General features: G+C 71.8%; 9 protein-coding genes. All 9 read right to left on the bottom strand.

Features of this window, described 5'->3' with window-relative positions; all coding sequences use genetic code 11:
- Nucleotides 1-130: 130 nt before the first annotated feature.
- The 9 genes from pulA to WBQ80_RS12810 all read right to left on the bottom strand — a co-directional run bounded on the left by pulA (nucleotide 131) and on the right by WBQ80_RS12810 (nucleotide 15,199).
- Nucleotides 131-6,340 carry a pullulanase-type alpha-1,6-glucosidase gene (pulA, locus tag WBQ80_RS12850; RefSeq protein WP_442893188.1) on the bottom strand — a complete coding sequence of 2,070 codons (6,210 nt, stop codon included), beginning with the start codon at nucleotides 6,338-6,340 and terminating at the stop codon, nucleotides 131-133.
- Between the two features lie 306 nt (nucleotides 6,341-6,646).
- Nucleotides 6,647-6,868 (bottom strand): hypothetical protein, encoded by a 222-nt coding sequence (locus tag WBQ80_RS12845; protein ID WP_336572151.1) that lies wholly within the window; start codon nucleotides 6,866-6,868, stop codon nucleotides 6,647-6,649.
- 325 nt (nucleotides 6,869-7,193) lie between these two features.
- The gene (locus WBQ80_RS12840) at nucleotides 7,194-9,785 is read right to left on the bottom strand and encodes an ATP-binding protein (protein ID WP_336572152.1); all 2,592 of its coding nucleotides are present in this window, start codon (nucleotides 9,783-9,785) and stop codon (nucleotides 7,194-7,196) included.
- A gap of 116 nt (nucleotides 9,786-9,901) precedes the next feature.
- Nucleotides 9,902-10,129 carry a YkvA family protein gene (locus WBQ80_RS12835; protein WP_336572153.1) on the bottom strand — a complete coding sequence of 76 codons (228 nt, stop codon included), beginning with the start codon at nucleotides 10,127-10,129 and terminating at the stop codon, nucleotides 9,902-9,904.
- A 159-nt stretch (nucleotides 10,130-10,288) separates the two neighbouring features.
- The gene (gene ccsB, locus WBQ80_RS12830) at nucleotides 10,289-11,284 is read right to left on the bottom strand and encodes a c-type cytochrome biogenesis protein CcsB (RefSeq protein WP_336572203.1); all 996 of its coding nucleotides are present in this window, start codon (nucleotides 11,282-11,284) and stop codon (nucleotides 10,289-10,291) included.
- A gap of 51 nt (nucleotides 11,285-11,335) precedes the next feature.
- The gene (gene resB / locus WBQ80_RS12825; protein ID WP_442892701.1) at nucleotides 11,336-13,135 is read right to left on the bottom strand and encodes a cytochrome c biogenesis protein ResB; all 1,800 of its coding nucleotides are present in this window, start codon (nucleotides 13,133-13,135) and stop codon (nucleotides 11,336-11,338) included.
- Between the two features lie 49 nt (nucleotides 13,136-13,184).
- On the bottom strand, nucleotides 13,185-13,937 hold the full coding sequence (locus WBQ80_RS12820; RefSeq protein WP_336572155.1) for a cytochrome c biogenesis CcdA family protein: 753 nt from the start codon (nucleotides 13,935-13,937) through the stop codon (nucleotides 13,185-13,187).
- A gap of 12 nt (nucleotides 13,938-13,949) precedes the next feature.
- Nucleotides 13,950-14,555, bottom strand: coding sequence for a TlpA family protein disulfide reductase (locus tag WBQ80_RS12815; RefSeq protein ID WP_336572156.1), 606 nt, complete (start codon nucleotides 14,553-14,555; stop codon nucleotides 13,950-13,952).
- Nucleotides 14,555-15,199, bottom strand: coding sequence for a histidine phosphatase family protein (locus tag WBQ80_RS12810; protein WP_336572157.1), 645 nt, complete (start codon nucleotides 15,197-15,199; stop codon nucleotides 14,555-14,557). The genes WBQ80_RS12815 and WBQ80_RS12810 overlap by 1 nt, the downstream gene beginning before the upstream one ends.
- Nucleotides 15,200-15,407: the final 208 nt, after the last annotated feature.

The following is a 15,407-nucleotide window of genomic DNA, read 5'->3' as shown; positions in this document are numbered from 1 at the left end:
CGCCCATGGGGGGGGGGGGGAACAGGGGGGTCGTTGTGATGTGAGGGGGGTTACCCCCGGGGAGAATACCCCCCCCCCCCGGACCCTGCGGTCCGGGCGGAGCGGCGCACACCCGCCCCGCCCGGCCGCGTCAGGCCGTGCCGCGCAGTCGCCGCACGCGGGGCGCGGCGAGCATCAGGCCGACCGCCAGGAGCGCGATCGCGAGGAACCCGGCGAGGCCCGACTGCAGGCCCGTGAGCCCGAGCGCGTTCACCGCAGTGAGCTCCGCGACCGCTTCGGTGCCCGAGGCGATGCCGATCAACCGGATGTGGTGGTCGCCCAGCTCGGTGCCCTCGGGCACCGCGATCTCGAATGCCACCGTGCCGTCGGCGCCTGCCGGCTGGGCCTCCATGAGGGTCGGCGTCGACTCGAGCCAGACCTGCACGAGCTCGCCCTCGGCGAAGCCCGCGCCGGACACCGCGAGGGTGGACCCGACCTTCACCGATGCGGCGTCGAGGCGGACGAGCGGTGCCGCGGCATCCGTCGTCGCGGTCGTGCCGGCGGCGGACTTGCCGCCGCCCTTGCCGTTGCCGTTGCCCTTGCCGTCGCCCTTCGCCGGACCGGTGACCTTCTGGTCGTCGACGAGCACCGCGGCCGTGCGTGCCGGGATCGTGAGCGTCCCGGTCTTCGACTTCCACTTCGTCTCCTTGACGACCTCGTCGACGCCCGTCTGGAGCGGCTTCGCGAGCTTGAAGTCGCGGCCCGCCAGCCCGTCGATGTCCTCGGTGATCGCCTCGGGCGAGGCGTTGAACACCACCAGGGCGCCCTCGAGCTCGGGGTCGACGTCCTCACCCAGCAGGTCGTCGATGAGCATCACGATGAGCCCGTCGGTGGCATCCGCCCCGCTGTTCGGGAACGACACCTTCTGCCGGATGAGCTCGGGCTCGCCCAGCTTGAGCAGGTCGACGCTGTCGCGCACGCGCAGCAGGTCGAGCGCGGCGACCTCGGCGGAGGCGATGTCCTCCGCGGTCGGCTTCAGCGACTCGTCGGCGAGCAGCTCCGTCATGGTCGGCCAGTGGTCCTCGTTGTCGGACTTCATCGGCAGGCCCGACCCGAAGGTCGACTCCTGGCCGGTCCAGTCGATCCGGTTGAACCAGTCGCCCGAGTTGTAGCTGTTGCGGTCGAGCGACTTCGAACGCAGCAGCTCCGTGCCGGCGTGCCAGAACGACGGGGACTGCGAGAACGTCACGGTCGCGAGCGACAGCGTGTTCATGCGGACGCGGTCGGCCATCGAGGTCTCCTGCGGCAGCTTCAGCACGCCGAGGTCGAACAGCGTCTCGTTGTCGTGCGCATCGACGTAGTTGATGACCTCCTCGGGGTGGTCGGCGTACCCCGCCGGCGCCCCGTTGTAGTCGACCTCGGCGCCGGACTTCAGCACCCCGTCGTGGCCGGTGAACTGGAAGTCGCGCAGGTTGCCTGCCAGGCCGATCTTCACCAGGTCGGTCTGCTCGCCGAGGTCGCGGACCTGATCGGCGGGCCGAGTGGGCTTGCCGTTCGGCTCGCCCGCGAGCCCGGTGCCGAAGCCCTGCTCGTACTTCGAGTCGCCCGCCACCGGGCTGCCGCCGTGCACGCCGTCGCGGAGACGGTCGTTGAAGGTGGCGATGCCCGTGCCGCCGAGCTGGCCCTGCGTGGCCTGCACGAACCGGGCGTTGTCCGCGACCTCGCCGAAGTTCCAGCCCTCGCCGTAGAGGAACACCTTCGACCCGTCGACGCCGTCCTCCTCGAGCGTGAGCTCGTCGAGCGCGGCGCGGATCGCCAGCATGTTCGCCTTCGAGTGGTGGCCCATCAGGTCGAACCGGAAGCCGTCGACCTTGTACTCCTTCACCCAGAGCACGGTCGAGTCGACCATGAGCTTCTGGGCGACCTCGTGCTCGGTCGCGACGTTCTGGCAGCAGGTCGAGGTCTCGACCCCGCCGGTGGCGTTCAGGCGGTGGTAGTACCCGGGCACGACCTTGTCGAGCACCGACTTCTCGCCCTGGCCCGACTGCGCGGTGTGGTTGTACACCTCGTCGAGCACGACCTGGAGGCCCGTGGCGTGCAGCGCGCCGACCATCTCGCGGAACTCGGCGACGCGGGCGCCGCCCTCGGGGTCGACCGCGTAGGAGCCCTCGGGCGCCTGGAAGTGGTACGGGTCGTACCCCCAGTTGAAGCCGTCGAGGTCGCGGATCTCCTCGATGCACGCCTGCTGCTCCGGCGAGGCCGGGCCGAACGACTCGAGGTCGCAGTCGGGGGTCGCCTGCTGATCGCGGCGCTCCTCGATGGTCGCGATGTCGAACGTGGGCAGCAGGTGCACCGTGTTGATGCCCGCCGCGGCGAGCTCGCGCAGCTGCGCGGTCCCGGCGCTGTTGCGCGTGAACGCCCGGTAGGTGCCGCGCTCGGCCTCGGGCACCGTCTCGTCGGTGATCGAGAAGTCGCGGACGTGCAGCTCGGTGATCGCGCGGTCGACCTGGCGCTCGACGGCCGGCGCGGGCGTCTCGGCCCACAGCTCGGGCTCGAGCGTCGGGTCGTCGAGGTCGACGACCACGGTGCGCGTCGAGTTCACGGTGAGCGCGACCGAGTAGGGGTCGGTCACCGAGTTCTGCTCGACCTGTCCCGTGGTGGGTGCGTAGACGTCGATCAGCCAGCGGTACTCGTCGCCGACCTCAACGCCGTCGGCGACCGACCAGGCGCCCGACTCGGCGTCGAACTCGGCCGGCACGACCTCGGGGTCGCCCGTGGCGCCCTCGGCCCAGACCTGCGCCGAGACCGACTTCGCGGTCGGCGCCCACACCGTGAGCGTGGGCTCGCCGCCGTCGAACGAGGCGCCGAGCGACGCGGATGCCACGGCCTCGGCGTAGAGGTCGTCGAGCACGCCCGGCAGCTGCACCCCGGTCATCGCCGTGAGGGCGTCGCCGTCGCGCTGGGCGACCTGCAGCTCGCCGGTGACGAGCTCGGCGATCGCCTCGCGGTCGAGGCCGACGGGTCGCAGTGCGACGTATCCGGCCAGGTGCGGGAAGGTCGCCGCGAGCTCCTCGCCGATGCCGGCGGGATCGAACTCGAGCTCGACGGACCGGTCGGCGCCGGTGACGGCGCCGTCGGCGTCGCCCAGGCCGCCCTCGGCCGCGTACTCGAGCGTGTAGCCGAGGTCGGCCGCGTTCGCGCCGCCCGGGAGCGACGCCGGCCACGCCAGCGTCTCGGCGTCGAGCCAGTAGGCGCGCTGCTGGCCGGTGCCGGCGAGCGGCGGGTCGGCCACCACGATCTCGAGCACGTGGGTCTCGAGCGTGTAGCGGAAGGTGACGAACTCGCCGTCCTCGGCGACGACGAACGAGATGTTGCCGCCGTTGCGGACGCCGTCAGCACCGTAGTTCTCATCCCACGAGAGGCCGTGTGCGACCTTCACCTCGTAGGAGCCGGCGGGCAGCCCGTCGGTCGAGAACTCGTAGATGCCGTCCTTGTCGCCGTCCTGCGCGAAGGTGACCATGCAGTCCGGCTGCCAGTCGCCGGGGCAGCCGAGCTCCGACTGCAGGCTGCCGGGCAGCGTGACGACGGGGCCCTCGGCCGTCGACGAGACGATGTTGGTGCGCGGGTCCCAGTAGAAGGTGATGGGCCCGCCCTCGGTGGTGTAGGTGACGTTCGGGCCGTCCTGCACGCCGTTGGCGCCGTAGTTCAGCGCCCAGCTGCCGTTGATCGCGACCTTGTACTCGTACGAGCCGGCCGGGACCTCGAACGTGCCGGCGTAGATGCCGTCGGCGCGCTTGGTCAGCTTCGCGGCCTCGCAGCCGGGCTGCCAGTCGCCGGGGCAGCCCATCTCGGAGTTGTGGCTGCCGGGCACGGTGACCAGGCCGATCTCCGGCTCGGGTTCCTCCTCGACGACGAGGTTCACGGCGTTGCCGACCGAGGCGTAGGTCGATGCAGCGGCGCGGTTGCCCGCGGCATCCGTCGACACGGCCCGGTACTCGACGAGCGTGCCGTTCGCGAGCCCTGCGGTGTCGTGGTAGACGCGAGGCGTGGTGTCCTCGGCGGTGCCGAGCGGGGTCCACTCGCCGGAGCCGGCGACGCGCCAGGCGAAGCTCGTCTCCTGCCACGTCGAGTCGGCGACGTCGGCCGAGACCGGCGTGACGCCGGTGACGCCGGCGCCCGCGGCGGGCACGTCGACGGCGATGGCGGAGGCCGCCTCGGGGGCGGTCACCTCGCGGTCGGCCTTCCACACCACGGCGCCGAGCGCCGGCACGGTGACGGATGCCACGCCGTCGCCGTTCGCCGTGACGGCGTCGCCGCCGCCGTAGAGCACCTCGAAGGCGCCGTCCGCGGTGAGGGTGGACACGTCCACGGTCTTCGCCTCGTTCGCGTTGTTCACGGCGACCAGGTACTCGACCTTCTCGTCGCGGTCGACGCGGCTGAACGCGTACACGCCCGCGCCGTCGGAGACGAAGCGCTCGACCTGCGCGCCCTGCTCGAGCGCCGGGTGGGCCTCGCGCAGCTCGGCGAGCGCGGCGATGTGCGTGTAGAGCGGGGCGTCGGTGTCGTAGCGGTCGACGCTCCCGGCCGTCTCACCCGTGACGAGCGGCTGGTTCACGTACTCGTCGACCTCGCTCGCGAAGAGGGTCTGGCGGGCGTCCTTGTCACCGCCGGCGCCGGCGAAGCCCTGCTCGTCGCCGTAGTAGACGACGGGCTGGCCGCGCGTGAGGTACATGAGCTCGTGCGCGAGCTCGTTGCGCTGCACCGCGGTGTCGCCGGAGTTGGCGAGGAAGTAGCCGATGCGGCCCATGTCGTGGTTGCCGAGGAAGGTCGGCAGGGCCGTCGCCGACGAGTCGGGCGTCGTGTAGTAGTCGTCGCCCGCGAACAGCGACTGCAGGTTCTTCGCCGAGTTGCCGGCCGCGAACGAGACGGCCTGCGACTGGAACGTGAAGTCGAGCACCGAGTTCATGTCGGTCTTGCGCACGTACGGCGAGAGCTTCACCGGGTCGGCGTCGTAGACCTCGCCGAACATGAAGAAGTCGGGCTTGCCCTGCGCGTGCGCGTAGTCGAGGACCTCGGTCGACCACTCCTCCCAGAACTCGAAGTTCACGTGCTTGGCGGTGTCGATGCGGAATCCGTCGATGCCGAGGTCGACCCAGTCCTGGTAGACGTCGATGAAGCCGTCGACCACGGTGGGGTGCTCGGTCATGAGGTCGTCGAGGCCGACGAAGTCGCCGAACGTGACCGACTCGCCCGACCAGGTCGAGTCGCCGCGGTTGTGGTACAGCGTCGGGTCGTTGAGCCACGCCGGCACCTTCACGTCGGCCTCCTCGGCCGCGACGGTCGGCGTATAGGGGAAGCTCGTCGCCGGGTCGAGCGCCGGGAAGTCGGGGCTGCCCGCGATCGTGCTCGGGTCGAAGACGTTGCCCGCTGCGTCGCGGTACGGGCTCGTGGCCTTGTCGATGTACGAGTACTGGCCCTCCTCGTACGAGATCACGTCGGCCGTGTGGTTGGTGATGATGTCGAAGTAGACCTTGATGCCCTTGGCGTGCGCCTCGGCGATCAGCGCCTCGAGCTCGGCGTTGGTGCCGAGGTGGGGGTCGATCTGCGTGAAGTCGGTGATCCAGTAGCCGTGGTAGCCGGCGGAGGCGTTCGCGCCCTCGCCCTGCACGGGCTTGTTCTTGAAGCTCGGCGTGAACCAGATCGCGCTCGTCCCGAGGCCCGCGATGTAGTCGAGGTTGTCGCGGATGCCCTGGATGTCGCCGCCGTGGTAGAAGCCCTTGTCGGTGGGGTCGAAGCCGTGGGCGAGCCGGTCTCCCTCGATGCCCGCGGTGTCGTTCGTCTCGTCGCCGTTGGCGAAGCGGTCGGTCATGACGAAGTAGAAGTTCTCGGTGCTGCCGGGCTGACGCACGGGCGGGGCGACGAGCGCGGCATCCGCCTGCTCGTCGTACGCGCCGCGGGCGCTGAGCAGCTCGAGTCCGACGCGCTTCTGGTTGTCGTCGAAGACGACGCGCACGTCGGTGTCGCCCGCGACGGTCAGCGGGATGTTGCCGTCGCCGCCGTCGAGGCCCCAGCTGTCGTCCCAGGCGTCGTTGGCGGCGACCTTGTACTCGTACGAGCCGGCCGGCACGGTGAAGTCCGCCGCGTAGACGCCGGCGGTGTCGGTCGGCAGCAGGTGCGTGGCCTCGCAGCTCGGCTGCCAGTCCTCCGAACATCCCAGCTCGTTCTGCAGCGAGCCGACGAGCGCGAACGTGTCGCCCTCCTCGGCTGCCGCTCCGACGGGTACGACGGCGAGGACGGATGCCGCGACGGCGCCCGTCACCCCCAATGCCAACCAGCTGCGAGCGCGCGCCCGATACGTCATCCTTGACTCCCGAATCCCGGGCACGACGACGTGCCCACCGACATTGGGTGCGACGCTATCGCGACGGTCCGCTTAATGCAAGCGTTTACAACTCGTTGCGCCTCGCTTCGCGTGCCCGTGTCGAGACGTGCCCTTCTCGGGGGTGGGCCGCCGGGCCGGCGAGGCGGCCGGCATTCCGCGTCTGCCGCCGGTCGTTCTCGGAGACCGCCGCGAGAAACCGCGGATCTGCGCGTGATCGGAGGGCGGGATGGTCACGCTCGACGCAGGGGCCGCGCCCGGAAGCCGGCGGCGCAAGCGTTTGCGCGATCACAGCACGCGAGCGAAGGCGGCCCGGCGGAACTGCTCCTCGCGCAGCCGAGCGGCATCCAGGCGGAGCCGGTGGAGCGCGATCGCCTCGTCCCGGTCGAGCGGCCGGGTGCGGCGAGCCCGGCGCAGCCGAGCGAGGACGTGGCGGAGCTGGTCCGCCACGGTCCTGCGCCCGATGGGGCGCACCGGCGAGGCGGTCGGCGTGATGAGTGCGGTGTTCATGATGACTCCTGGTCGAAGGCGTCCGGTGGTGGGCGAGGTCGGGTCTCAGCGGGTGAACGTCGGCGTCCGGCGGTAGCCGTCGCGCCGGAACTGCACGGCGGCGCCGGCGACCGCCGACGCGGCGAGCAGCGTCATCGCGATCATCGTTGCGAGCATCTCGCACCTCCTCTCCGTCCGGATCACGGCCCTGACCGGGCCTGTATCCGTTCTACGACCGGAGGTCGGGGCGTCGCGTCAGCGACCGCTACCGAGATCGCGCGGCACTGCTACCGACATCACGGCGCGGTGATGCCGAGCCGACCGCGGGCGTGCGAGGGGAGCCGGGTCACCCGGCCTGTTCGAGCACGTCCGCCGCGATGCTCGCCGCCTCGTGACGACTGGCGACGCCCAGCTTGGCCAGCAGGGCCGCCACGTGGGTGTCCACGGTCCGCACCGAGAGCACGAGTCGATCGGCGATCTCCGCGTTCGTGAGTCCCTCGGCGACCAGACGCAGGACGTCGACCTGCCTCGCGGTGAGGCCCGCCGGGTTCCGGCGCGTCGCCGTCGACGGCCCCCGCGGGATGCTGCGGGATCCGCGCTGCCGGAGCCTCGCCCGAACGATCCTGGCGAGCGGCAGGGCCCCGATCCCGTCGAGGATCGCGAGCGCCTCGACGAGGTCGGCCTCATCCGGGCTCTCGGCGAGCGCGGCGGCCTCGTGATACGGGGCTCCGGCCGCCCGGAACACCTCCGCCGCCCGTCTCCACTCGCCGCGGGCGAGGACGGCGTAGGGGTTCCGGTCGTCGGACGGCAGGTCGACGTCGTCGCCGGCGGCGTGCAGCATGTACCCGAGCTCGGCGCGGAGCGACGTCGCCTCCAGCCGGACGGCCTCCTCGAACACCGGCCGCGCGACGACCCGTGCGCCGGCAGGATCGCCCCGCAGCAGCGCCGCCTCCGCCAGGGCTGCGGCAACGGGTCCGCGACGCTGCAGCTCGCCGAGCTGCTCGGCGACTCGCCAGGCCTCGGCGAGCATCGCCTCGCCCAGGGCTCCGTCGTTGCCGCGCCGGATGCGCACAGTGCCACCGACGGTGAGCGCGACGCACCTGGCGTGCGGCGCCTCGATGCTCCGGTCGAGGCGCAGGAGCGCGTCATCCCACCGGGCGCGCGCCAGGTCGAGTCGCGCCTGCTCCATCTGCTGATAGGTGACGAAGCCGAGGAACTCGGATCGCTGGGAGATCTCGAGGGCCTGCGCGAGGTGGAGCTCCGCGAGGTCCAGCCGGAACTGGTCGAGCAGCGACCAGACGAGGTTGACCGACGCGCGCGCGGCATCCTCGATGTCGTCGACTGCGAGAGCCACCTCCATCGCCTCGATGAGTTCGCCGATCCCGCGGTCGTCCTCCGCCCGGTACAGCAGGGCCGTTCCGTGATTGTTCAGCGCGTGCGAGAGCACGGCGGTGGCGCCGCTCTGCCGGGCGAGCGCGATCGCCCGGTCTGCGAGTTCCATCGCGCGGTCCGTGTCGTGCGCGAGCAGGGCGAGCTGCGACTCGTTGCTGAGCGCCATCGCGTAGAGTCCGGGGTCGCCGGCGTCGACGAGGACGGCGGATGCCTCGGCGGCCGCGGCCTCGGCCGCGGAGCGCCGTCCGGCGAACCATTCGAAGCGCGAGAGCCATCGCAGGCTCGCGCCCAGCCGCTGCGCGTCGCCGAGCTCGCGGCGGAGCGCGATGACCTCGGTCTGGGCGACGACGGAGTCCGCGGCCGCGTCGGTGGTGTACGACTCGATCGCGTAGGCCTCGAGGAGCTCGACGCGGTCGACGGGCGGGTAGCGGTCTGCGTGCTCCCGCGCTAGGGCGAAATGCGCGCGCGCCTGCCGATGGGCACCGGATGCCGCGGCCTCGAGCCCCGCCCGCGGCGCCCACTCCACCACGGCGTCGACGTCGCCCGCACCGCGAGCGTGGTGCACGAGACGTGCCGGATCCGCGGTCCCGTCCGCGAGGAGGGCGATCAGCACGCGACGCTCCAGCTCGATGCGACGGGAGGCGGGCAGGCCGTCCACCACCGCTCGGCGCGTGAGCTCGTGGCGGAACTGCACTCCGTCGGGCTCGACCACGAGGAGCCCGCCTTCCTCGGCGGCCCGGACCGCTCCCGCGCCGCCGGGCACGAGCCGCGCCAGCAGGTCGGGAGCCACCGGCGACGGTACGACCGCGAGTTGCTCGACGTGGTCCTGCGTGGCGGCGTCGAGCCGGCGGAGCCGGCCCGTGACGGCGTCGACCACGGTCGGCGGCACGCGCGCCGCGTCAGCCGACGCCACGATCTCGCTGACGAAGTACGGGTTCCCCTCGGTGAGCGCGACGACGCGGCCGACGTCCAGTCCGCTGCCCGCCGTGAGGGCGCCGACGGCGCTCGCGGAGAGCCGCCCGGGTGCCATCCGATCGACGCGGTCGCCGTGGCCGAGGTCGCCGAGCAGCCGGTTCAGCGGATGGTCGCGCTCGAGCTCGTCACGGTACGTCAGGACGAGCGACGCGCTGAGGTCGCCGATGCGGCGGGCGATGAAGCGGAGGGCGTCGAGCGTGGCCTCGTCGGCCCAGTGCACGTCCTCGATGACGAGCACGGTCGCGGGCGAGCCGGAGAGCTCGTCCCGCAGCGCGTCGAACACCTCCTCGCGATCGCCGCCGCGAAGTGCCTCGCCCAACTGCGGACGCACCACCGACGTCAGGTCGCGCAGCGGTCCGAGCGGACGGGGGGTCGACATCGCATCGCACGCGCCGAGCAGCACGCGAACGCCGTCGGGCGGGTCGGCCCGCAGCGCGTTCACGAGGCTCGACTTGCCGATGCCCGCCTCGCCGTGGAGCAGCACGACCCGGCCCCCGCCGTCGGCGGCGTCACGTGCCGCGGAGCGCAGGGCGTCGAGTTCGGCGTCCCGTTCCAGCAGCTCCCGGCCCATGCAGCGATCGTGCCCGCGGCCGCGCGCCGACGCAACCGTAGGCCCAGCGAGGCGCGCCTCGTCGCCGGTCCTCGGGCCCGCCGGCGCGTCGACGCCTCACGAACCCGGGTCGGTTCTCACTCGGACGCGAGGCCCGACTGCCAGCGCCGCTGTTCGCGCATGAAGAGCACGGCGAAGATGCCCCAGAGGCCGATGTCGTCGGCGATCCCGAGCGGGCCCAGCATGAGCTCGGGGATCAGGTCGACCGGTGAGATCGTGTAGACGACCGCGGCGACCGCGGCAGCCCAGGTCATCGGTGCGACCCGGTGCTCCCCGTTCTTGATCGCCTTCAGGAACTTCCACATGCCTCCAGTGTGCGGCACGACCGGACGCAGGTCCACCCGTGCGCGACCCGGGGGAATCAGAGCCCGGCGGACGCGGCACAGCGAATGTTGCCGTTCCCGCCGAGTGTGACCGCCGCATCGGCATCACTCGGCGCGAACGGGAACACTCGACGTGCTGGATCAGAGGCCGGAGTAGGCGTGCAGGCCCTTGAAGAACAGGTTGACCACGGTGAAGTTGAACAGCACCGCCGAGAAGCCGATGATCGCGAGCCACGCCGATCGGGTGCCGCGCCATCCGCGCGTCGCCCGGGCGTGGATGTAGCCGGCGTAGACCACCCAGATGATGAAGGTCCACACCTCCTTGGTGTCCCAGCCCCAGTAGCGGCCCCAGGCCTTCTCGGCCCAGATCGCGCCGGCCATGAGCGTGAAGGTCCAGAGGATGAAGCCGATGATGTTGATGCGGTACGCGAGGTTCTCGAGCGAGGCCGCGGAGGGCAGCGTCGCGAGGAACGACTTCTTCGCGGCGTCCGCCGTGGCCGCCACCGCCTCGCGGCGGGCCTGCATGAGCTGGACGACCGACAGAGCGAAGCCGAGCGCGAAGAAGCCGACCGCCGTGGTCGCCACGAACACGTGGATCACGAGCCAGTACGACTGCAGCGCGGGCGGCAGCGGCACGACGCTCACGTAGAAGTTGACCGTCGCGACGCCGAGCGACACGAGCACGAGCCCGGTGATGAACGTGCCGAGGAATCGCAGGTCGGTCTTCCGCGAGAACGTGATGACGACCAGGTACACCGTCGTGATGACCAGGGTCCCGGTCAGCGCGAACTCGTACATGTTGGCCCACGGCACACGTTCGGCGGCGATGCCGCGCAGCACGGTCGCCACCAGGTGCAGCGCCCACGCGATGACCGTCAGCGCGACGGCGACGCGGAGCGACGCGGAGCGGCCGTAGTCGACCGCGCCGTCCCGCGGCGGTCGAGGGGATGCCCCCTTCGCCGTGGCCGTCGCCTTCACCGCGGTCCGCACCGAGCCGCCGCCCGCGGCGGAGGCCGTGGCATCCGCCGTCGCCGGACGGGACGACGCGACCTGCGCCCCGGCCGCCGGCGCGGACGCCGCCGACCGCTTCGCGAGGTCGATCGAGTAGGCGATGAACGCGAGCGCGTACACGGCCATGGCCGAGTACACGGAGAGGATGGAGATCTCGTCGAGCGTCACTGTTCTACCTTACGTCGAAGAACTCTCGGGGCTCCGGGGAGCCGGGTCGGATGCCGCTCGCGCGGGCGTCGCGGCGGGGCCGCCGTGCGCGTCGGCGAACTCCTCGACCGCCCGGTCGAGCCCGGGGTCGTCACCGCGCGCGAGGCCGGCGTACTCGAGCACGGTCGTGCCGTCCGGTCGCGCGACGGCCTTGACCCACATGCGCCGGCGCGGGATGAACAGCGACAGCAGCAGCCCGCCGAGGATCAGCACGGCGAAGGCGAGCACCCACCCCTGCGACGGGTCGTGGTGCACGTCGAACGAGGCGAAGCGGGGCACGCTCTGCGAGAAGTCGTCGGCCGCGGCATCCGGGGTCGCGGTCTCGAACTCGACCGTGCCGAGCCCGTTCGGCAGGTCGGCCGACTCGCCCGGCATCAGCTCGATCGAGTCGACGCCCGTCTGCCCGCCCGTGAGCTGCTCCATGCCGCTCGTGTCGAGCTGGTACACCGAACGCGGCGTGCCCTCGTCGATCCCCAGGTCGCCCTGGAAGACGTTGAGCGTCAGGACCGGGAACACGAGGTCGGGGTACGACGACGTGAACGCGCCCGACGGCAGCGTGGTCTGCGTGGGATAGAAGAAGCCGACCATGCCGACCTGCTCGTCGAGGCCGTCGGGCACCTTGACGACGCCGATCGACGTGAGGTTCGCATCCTGCGGGAGGAACGGCACCGAGTCGGTGAACACGACCTCGCCGTCGGCGTCGCGAACCGTGATCGTGGGGGCGTACCCGTTGCCGAGCAGGTAGACGTCGGTGCCGTACTCGTACAGCGGCTCGTTGACCTTGACCTCGCGCTCGACCGCCTCGCCGTCGCCCGCGATCGTCACGCGCGCGGTGAAGTCGATCGGCTGGCCGAGCGCATCGCGGTTCTCGGTCTCGTACACGGCCTCGAGCTCGTCGAGCGTCAGCCGGTACGGCGTGAGCGACCGGTCGTCGAAGAACCGGCCCGGGTTGAACGAGTCGTACGCGGCGAGCGTGTTGACGAACGACTGCCCCTCGACGATCACGCGCTGGCCCGAGAACCCGAATCCGCCGCCGATGCCGACGGCGACCAGCACCCCGACGAGTGCCGCGTGGAAGACGAGGTTGCCGGTCTCGCGCAGATAGCCGCGTTCCCCCGAGACGGATGGCACCCCGCGCACGTCGTACCGTTCGACCCGGTAGCCGGCGCGCCTGAGCTCCGCGGCGGCGCGCTCGATCGCGGCATCCGCCTCGTCGACGGCGTGGGTCGAGCCCGCCGAGGCCACCTCTCCCGGCAGGGTCTCAAGACGCGGCTCCGCCGCTCCTCGACCTGCAGGAACCAGCACGCGCTCGGTGAACGCCGGCAGCCGCCGGAGCCGCGCGGGCGTCTTCGGCGGCCGCGCGCGCAGCGCCTGGAAGTGGTGCCTGGTGCGCGGCACGATGCAGCCGATGAGCGAGATGAACAGCAGCAGGTAGATCGCCGAGAACCACACCGACGTGTACACGTCGAACATCTGGAACGAGTCGAGCACCGGCGCGAGGTCGGGGTTGTCGGCGAAGTACTGCACGACGCCGTTCGGGTCGCTCGAGCGCTGCGGCACGAGCGATCCGGGGATCGCCGCGATCGCGAGGAGCAGCAGGAGCAGCAGCGCGGTGCGCATGCTCGTGAGCTGTCGCCAGGCGAAGCGCAGCCACTCGGTCGGCCCGAGCTTCGGGGCGGTGACGGCGCCGTCCGGGTTCCGGGCAGCGGATGCCGCGGGGTCGGCGTCCGCCGGGGCGGCCGTGCCGTCGTCGTAGTCGGACGGGCGCAGGGGATCGACGCCGCCGCTGCGCGCGGCTGCGGCATCCGCTCGCTCAGCCTCAGATCGCCGGGACGAAACCACTGATCACCGCCTGCAACTCGTACATCCAGATGGTCCAGAGGCCCGACACCATCAGCAGGCCGATCACGATGAGGAGGGCGCCGCCGATGATGTTCACGGCGCGGATGTGGCGCCGCACGAACGAGAGGGCGTTCGCCGCCCACCCGAACCCGAGCGCCACGAGCACGAACGGGATGCCGAGTCCGATGCAGTACGCGAGCCCGAGCAGGGCGCCGCGACCCGCCGACGCCGAGTCGGCGCTGAGCGCGAGCACCACCGCGAGGGTCGGGCCGATGCACGGCGTCCAGCCGAGGCCGAACACGACGCCGAGCAGCGGCGCCCCGGCGAGTCCGGTGGCCGGGCGCCACGACGGCTTGATCGTGCGCTGCAGGAACGTGAACTGCCCGATGAACACGAGGCCCATCACGATGAGCACCACGCCGAGGATGCGGATGATGAGGTCGGAGTAGCGCGCGAGCCACGCGCCCAGCGCCCCGAACGCCGTCGTGAAGACGAGGAACACGAGCGTGAACCCGGCGATGAACAGCAGGACGCCGAGCAGCAGCCGGCGGCGGGCGCGACGCTGCTCGTCGACCTCGGCGCTCGCCTCGGCGAACCCGCCGAGGTAGCCGAGGTAGCCCGGAACGAGCGGCAGCACGCACGGCGACAGGAACGACACGAGCCCCGCGGCGACGGCGATCGGCACGGCCGCGAGCAGCTGGCCGCTGAAGACGATCTCGCCGAGGTCCATCCGTCGCCGCCGCTACGCCGCCGCGGCCTCGTCGACGAGGTCGCCGACGATGGTCGACAGGATCGACGCGTCCTTCAGCTGCCCGAGGATGCGCGCCGCGACGCGGCCCTCGGCGTCGAGCACGAGCGTCGTCGGCACGGCCGCCGGGGGCACGTCGCCCGCGAAGGCGTACTGCACCGCGCCGTCGTCGACGTCGATGATCGACGGGTACGTGATGCCGTAGTTCTCCTCGAAGGATGCCGCGGTGGCGGCCTGGTCGCGCACGTTCACGCCCACGAACGTGGCGCCGCCCCCGTCGAACTCCTCGGAGACCTCCTGCAGCATCGGCGCCTCGGCGCGGCACGGCGCGCACCCCGCGTACCAGAAGTTCACGACGACGACCTCGCCCGCGAGGTCGGCCGAGTCGATGGACTCGCCGTCGATGGTCTCGCCGGCGAACTCGACCGGCTCGCCGCGCTGGTCGGCGGGGAACTCCGAGATGGTGCCGTCGCCGGCGATGTAGCCCTTGTTGTCACCCGCTCGGTACTGCTCGGCGAGCGGGTCGCTCGAGCAGCCGGCGAGCACGAGCACGGATGCCGCGGCGACTGCGACCGCGGCGGAGAACCGGCGCACCGCCATCACACCGCCCCCACGTCGGTCGCCTGCTCCTGGAGCCCGGCCGCGGGGTCGCGGTACCCGACCTCGACGAAGCGGCGCCCGCGACGCTCGAACGTGGTGATGCTCGACAGCGCGCACCGGCGCCGGCGCGGGTCGTGCGCGAGCGACTTCCCGGCGATGCGACGGTGCGCCATCCAGATCGGGAGCTGATGGCTGACGAGCACGACGTCGCCGTCGTCCACCGCCTCGGCGGCATCCGTCATCGCGGCGAGCATACGGTCGGCGATCGAACGGAACGGCTCGCCCCAGCTCGGCTCCCACGGGTTCGCGAGGTACGCCCAGTTGCGGATGTCGCGGAGCGCGGACTCGCGCCCCGACATCCGCTTGCCCTCGAACCGGTTGGTCGGCTCGATGATGCGCTCGTCGAGCGTCGGCTCGAGCGAGAAGGCCTTGCCGATCGGCTCGGCGGACTGCTGCGTGCGCTGGAGCGGCGACGAGACGAGCGAGGCGACGCGGCGCTTGCGCACGACGAGGTCGACGGCGGCGGCCTCGGCCATCGCGTGCCCGAGGTCGCTCAGGCCGAACCCGGGGAGGCGACCGTAGAGCACGCCCTGGGGGTTGAAGACCTCGCCATGGCGCACGAGATGGATCTGCTCGGCCGGCACGCCCTCCAGTCTACGAAGGGGTTCCCTCGGAAAGCGCCGAGCGCCCGCCACCCGCCGAGTCGCCGAGTCGCCGGAAACCGACCCACGACGGCACGGGACGGTCGGTTCCCGGCGACTCGGCGGGAGGGCGGGCAGGAGGACCGGCGCGAAGCGGGCGGCGAGAGGCGAGCGCAGGGCGGGAAGCGGGCCGGTCGGACGCCGAAACCGC

The sequence above is a fragment of the Agromyces sp. CCNWLW213 genome, from assembly GCF_037199545.1.
Lineage (GTDB): Bacteria > Actinomycetota > Actinomycetes > Actinomycetales > Microbacteriaceae > Agromyces.
This window is presented reverse-complemented; position numbering and strand designations above follow the sequence as displayed.

Bases quoted from the DNA above. Each gene is read 5' to 3' on its own strand.
- WBQ80_RS12835 (WP_336572153.1), bottom strand. From the start codon at position 10,129: ATGTGGAAGTTCCTGAAGGCGATCAAGAACGGGGAGCACCGGGTCGCA.
- pulA (WP_442893188.1), bottom strand. From the start codon at position 6,340: ATGACGTATCGGGCGCGCGCTCGCAGCTGGTTGGCATTGGGGGTGACG.
- WBQ80_RS12820 (WP_336572155.1), bottom strand. From the start codon at position 13,937: ATGGACCTCGGCGAGATCGTCTTCAGCGGCCAGCTGCTCGCGGCCGTG.
- WBQ80_RS12815 (WP_336572156.1), bottom strand. From the start codon at position 14,555: ATGGCGGTGCGCCGGTTCTCCGCCGCGGTCGCAGTCGCCGCGGCATCC.
- WBQ80_RS12845 (WP_336572151.1), bottom strand. From the start codon at position 6,868: ATGAACACCGCACTCATCACGCCGACCGCCTCGCCGGTGCGCCCCATC.
- WBQ80_RS12840 (WP_336572152.1), bottom strand. From the start codon at position 9,785: ATGGGCCGGGAGCTGCTGGAACGGGACGCCGAACTCGACGCCCTGCGC.
- ccsB (WP_336572203.1), bottom strand. From the start codon at position 11,284: ATGGCCGTGTACGCGCTCGCGTTCATCGCCTACTCGATCGACCTCGCG.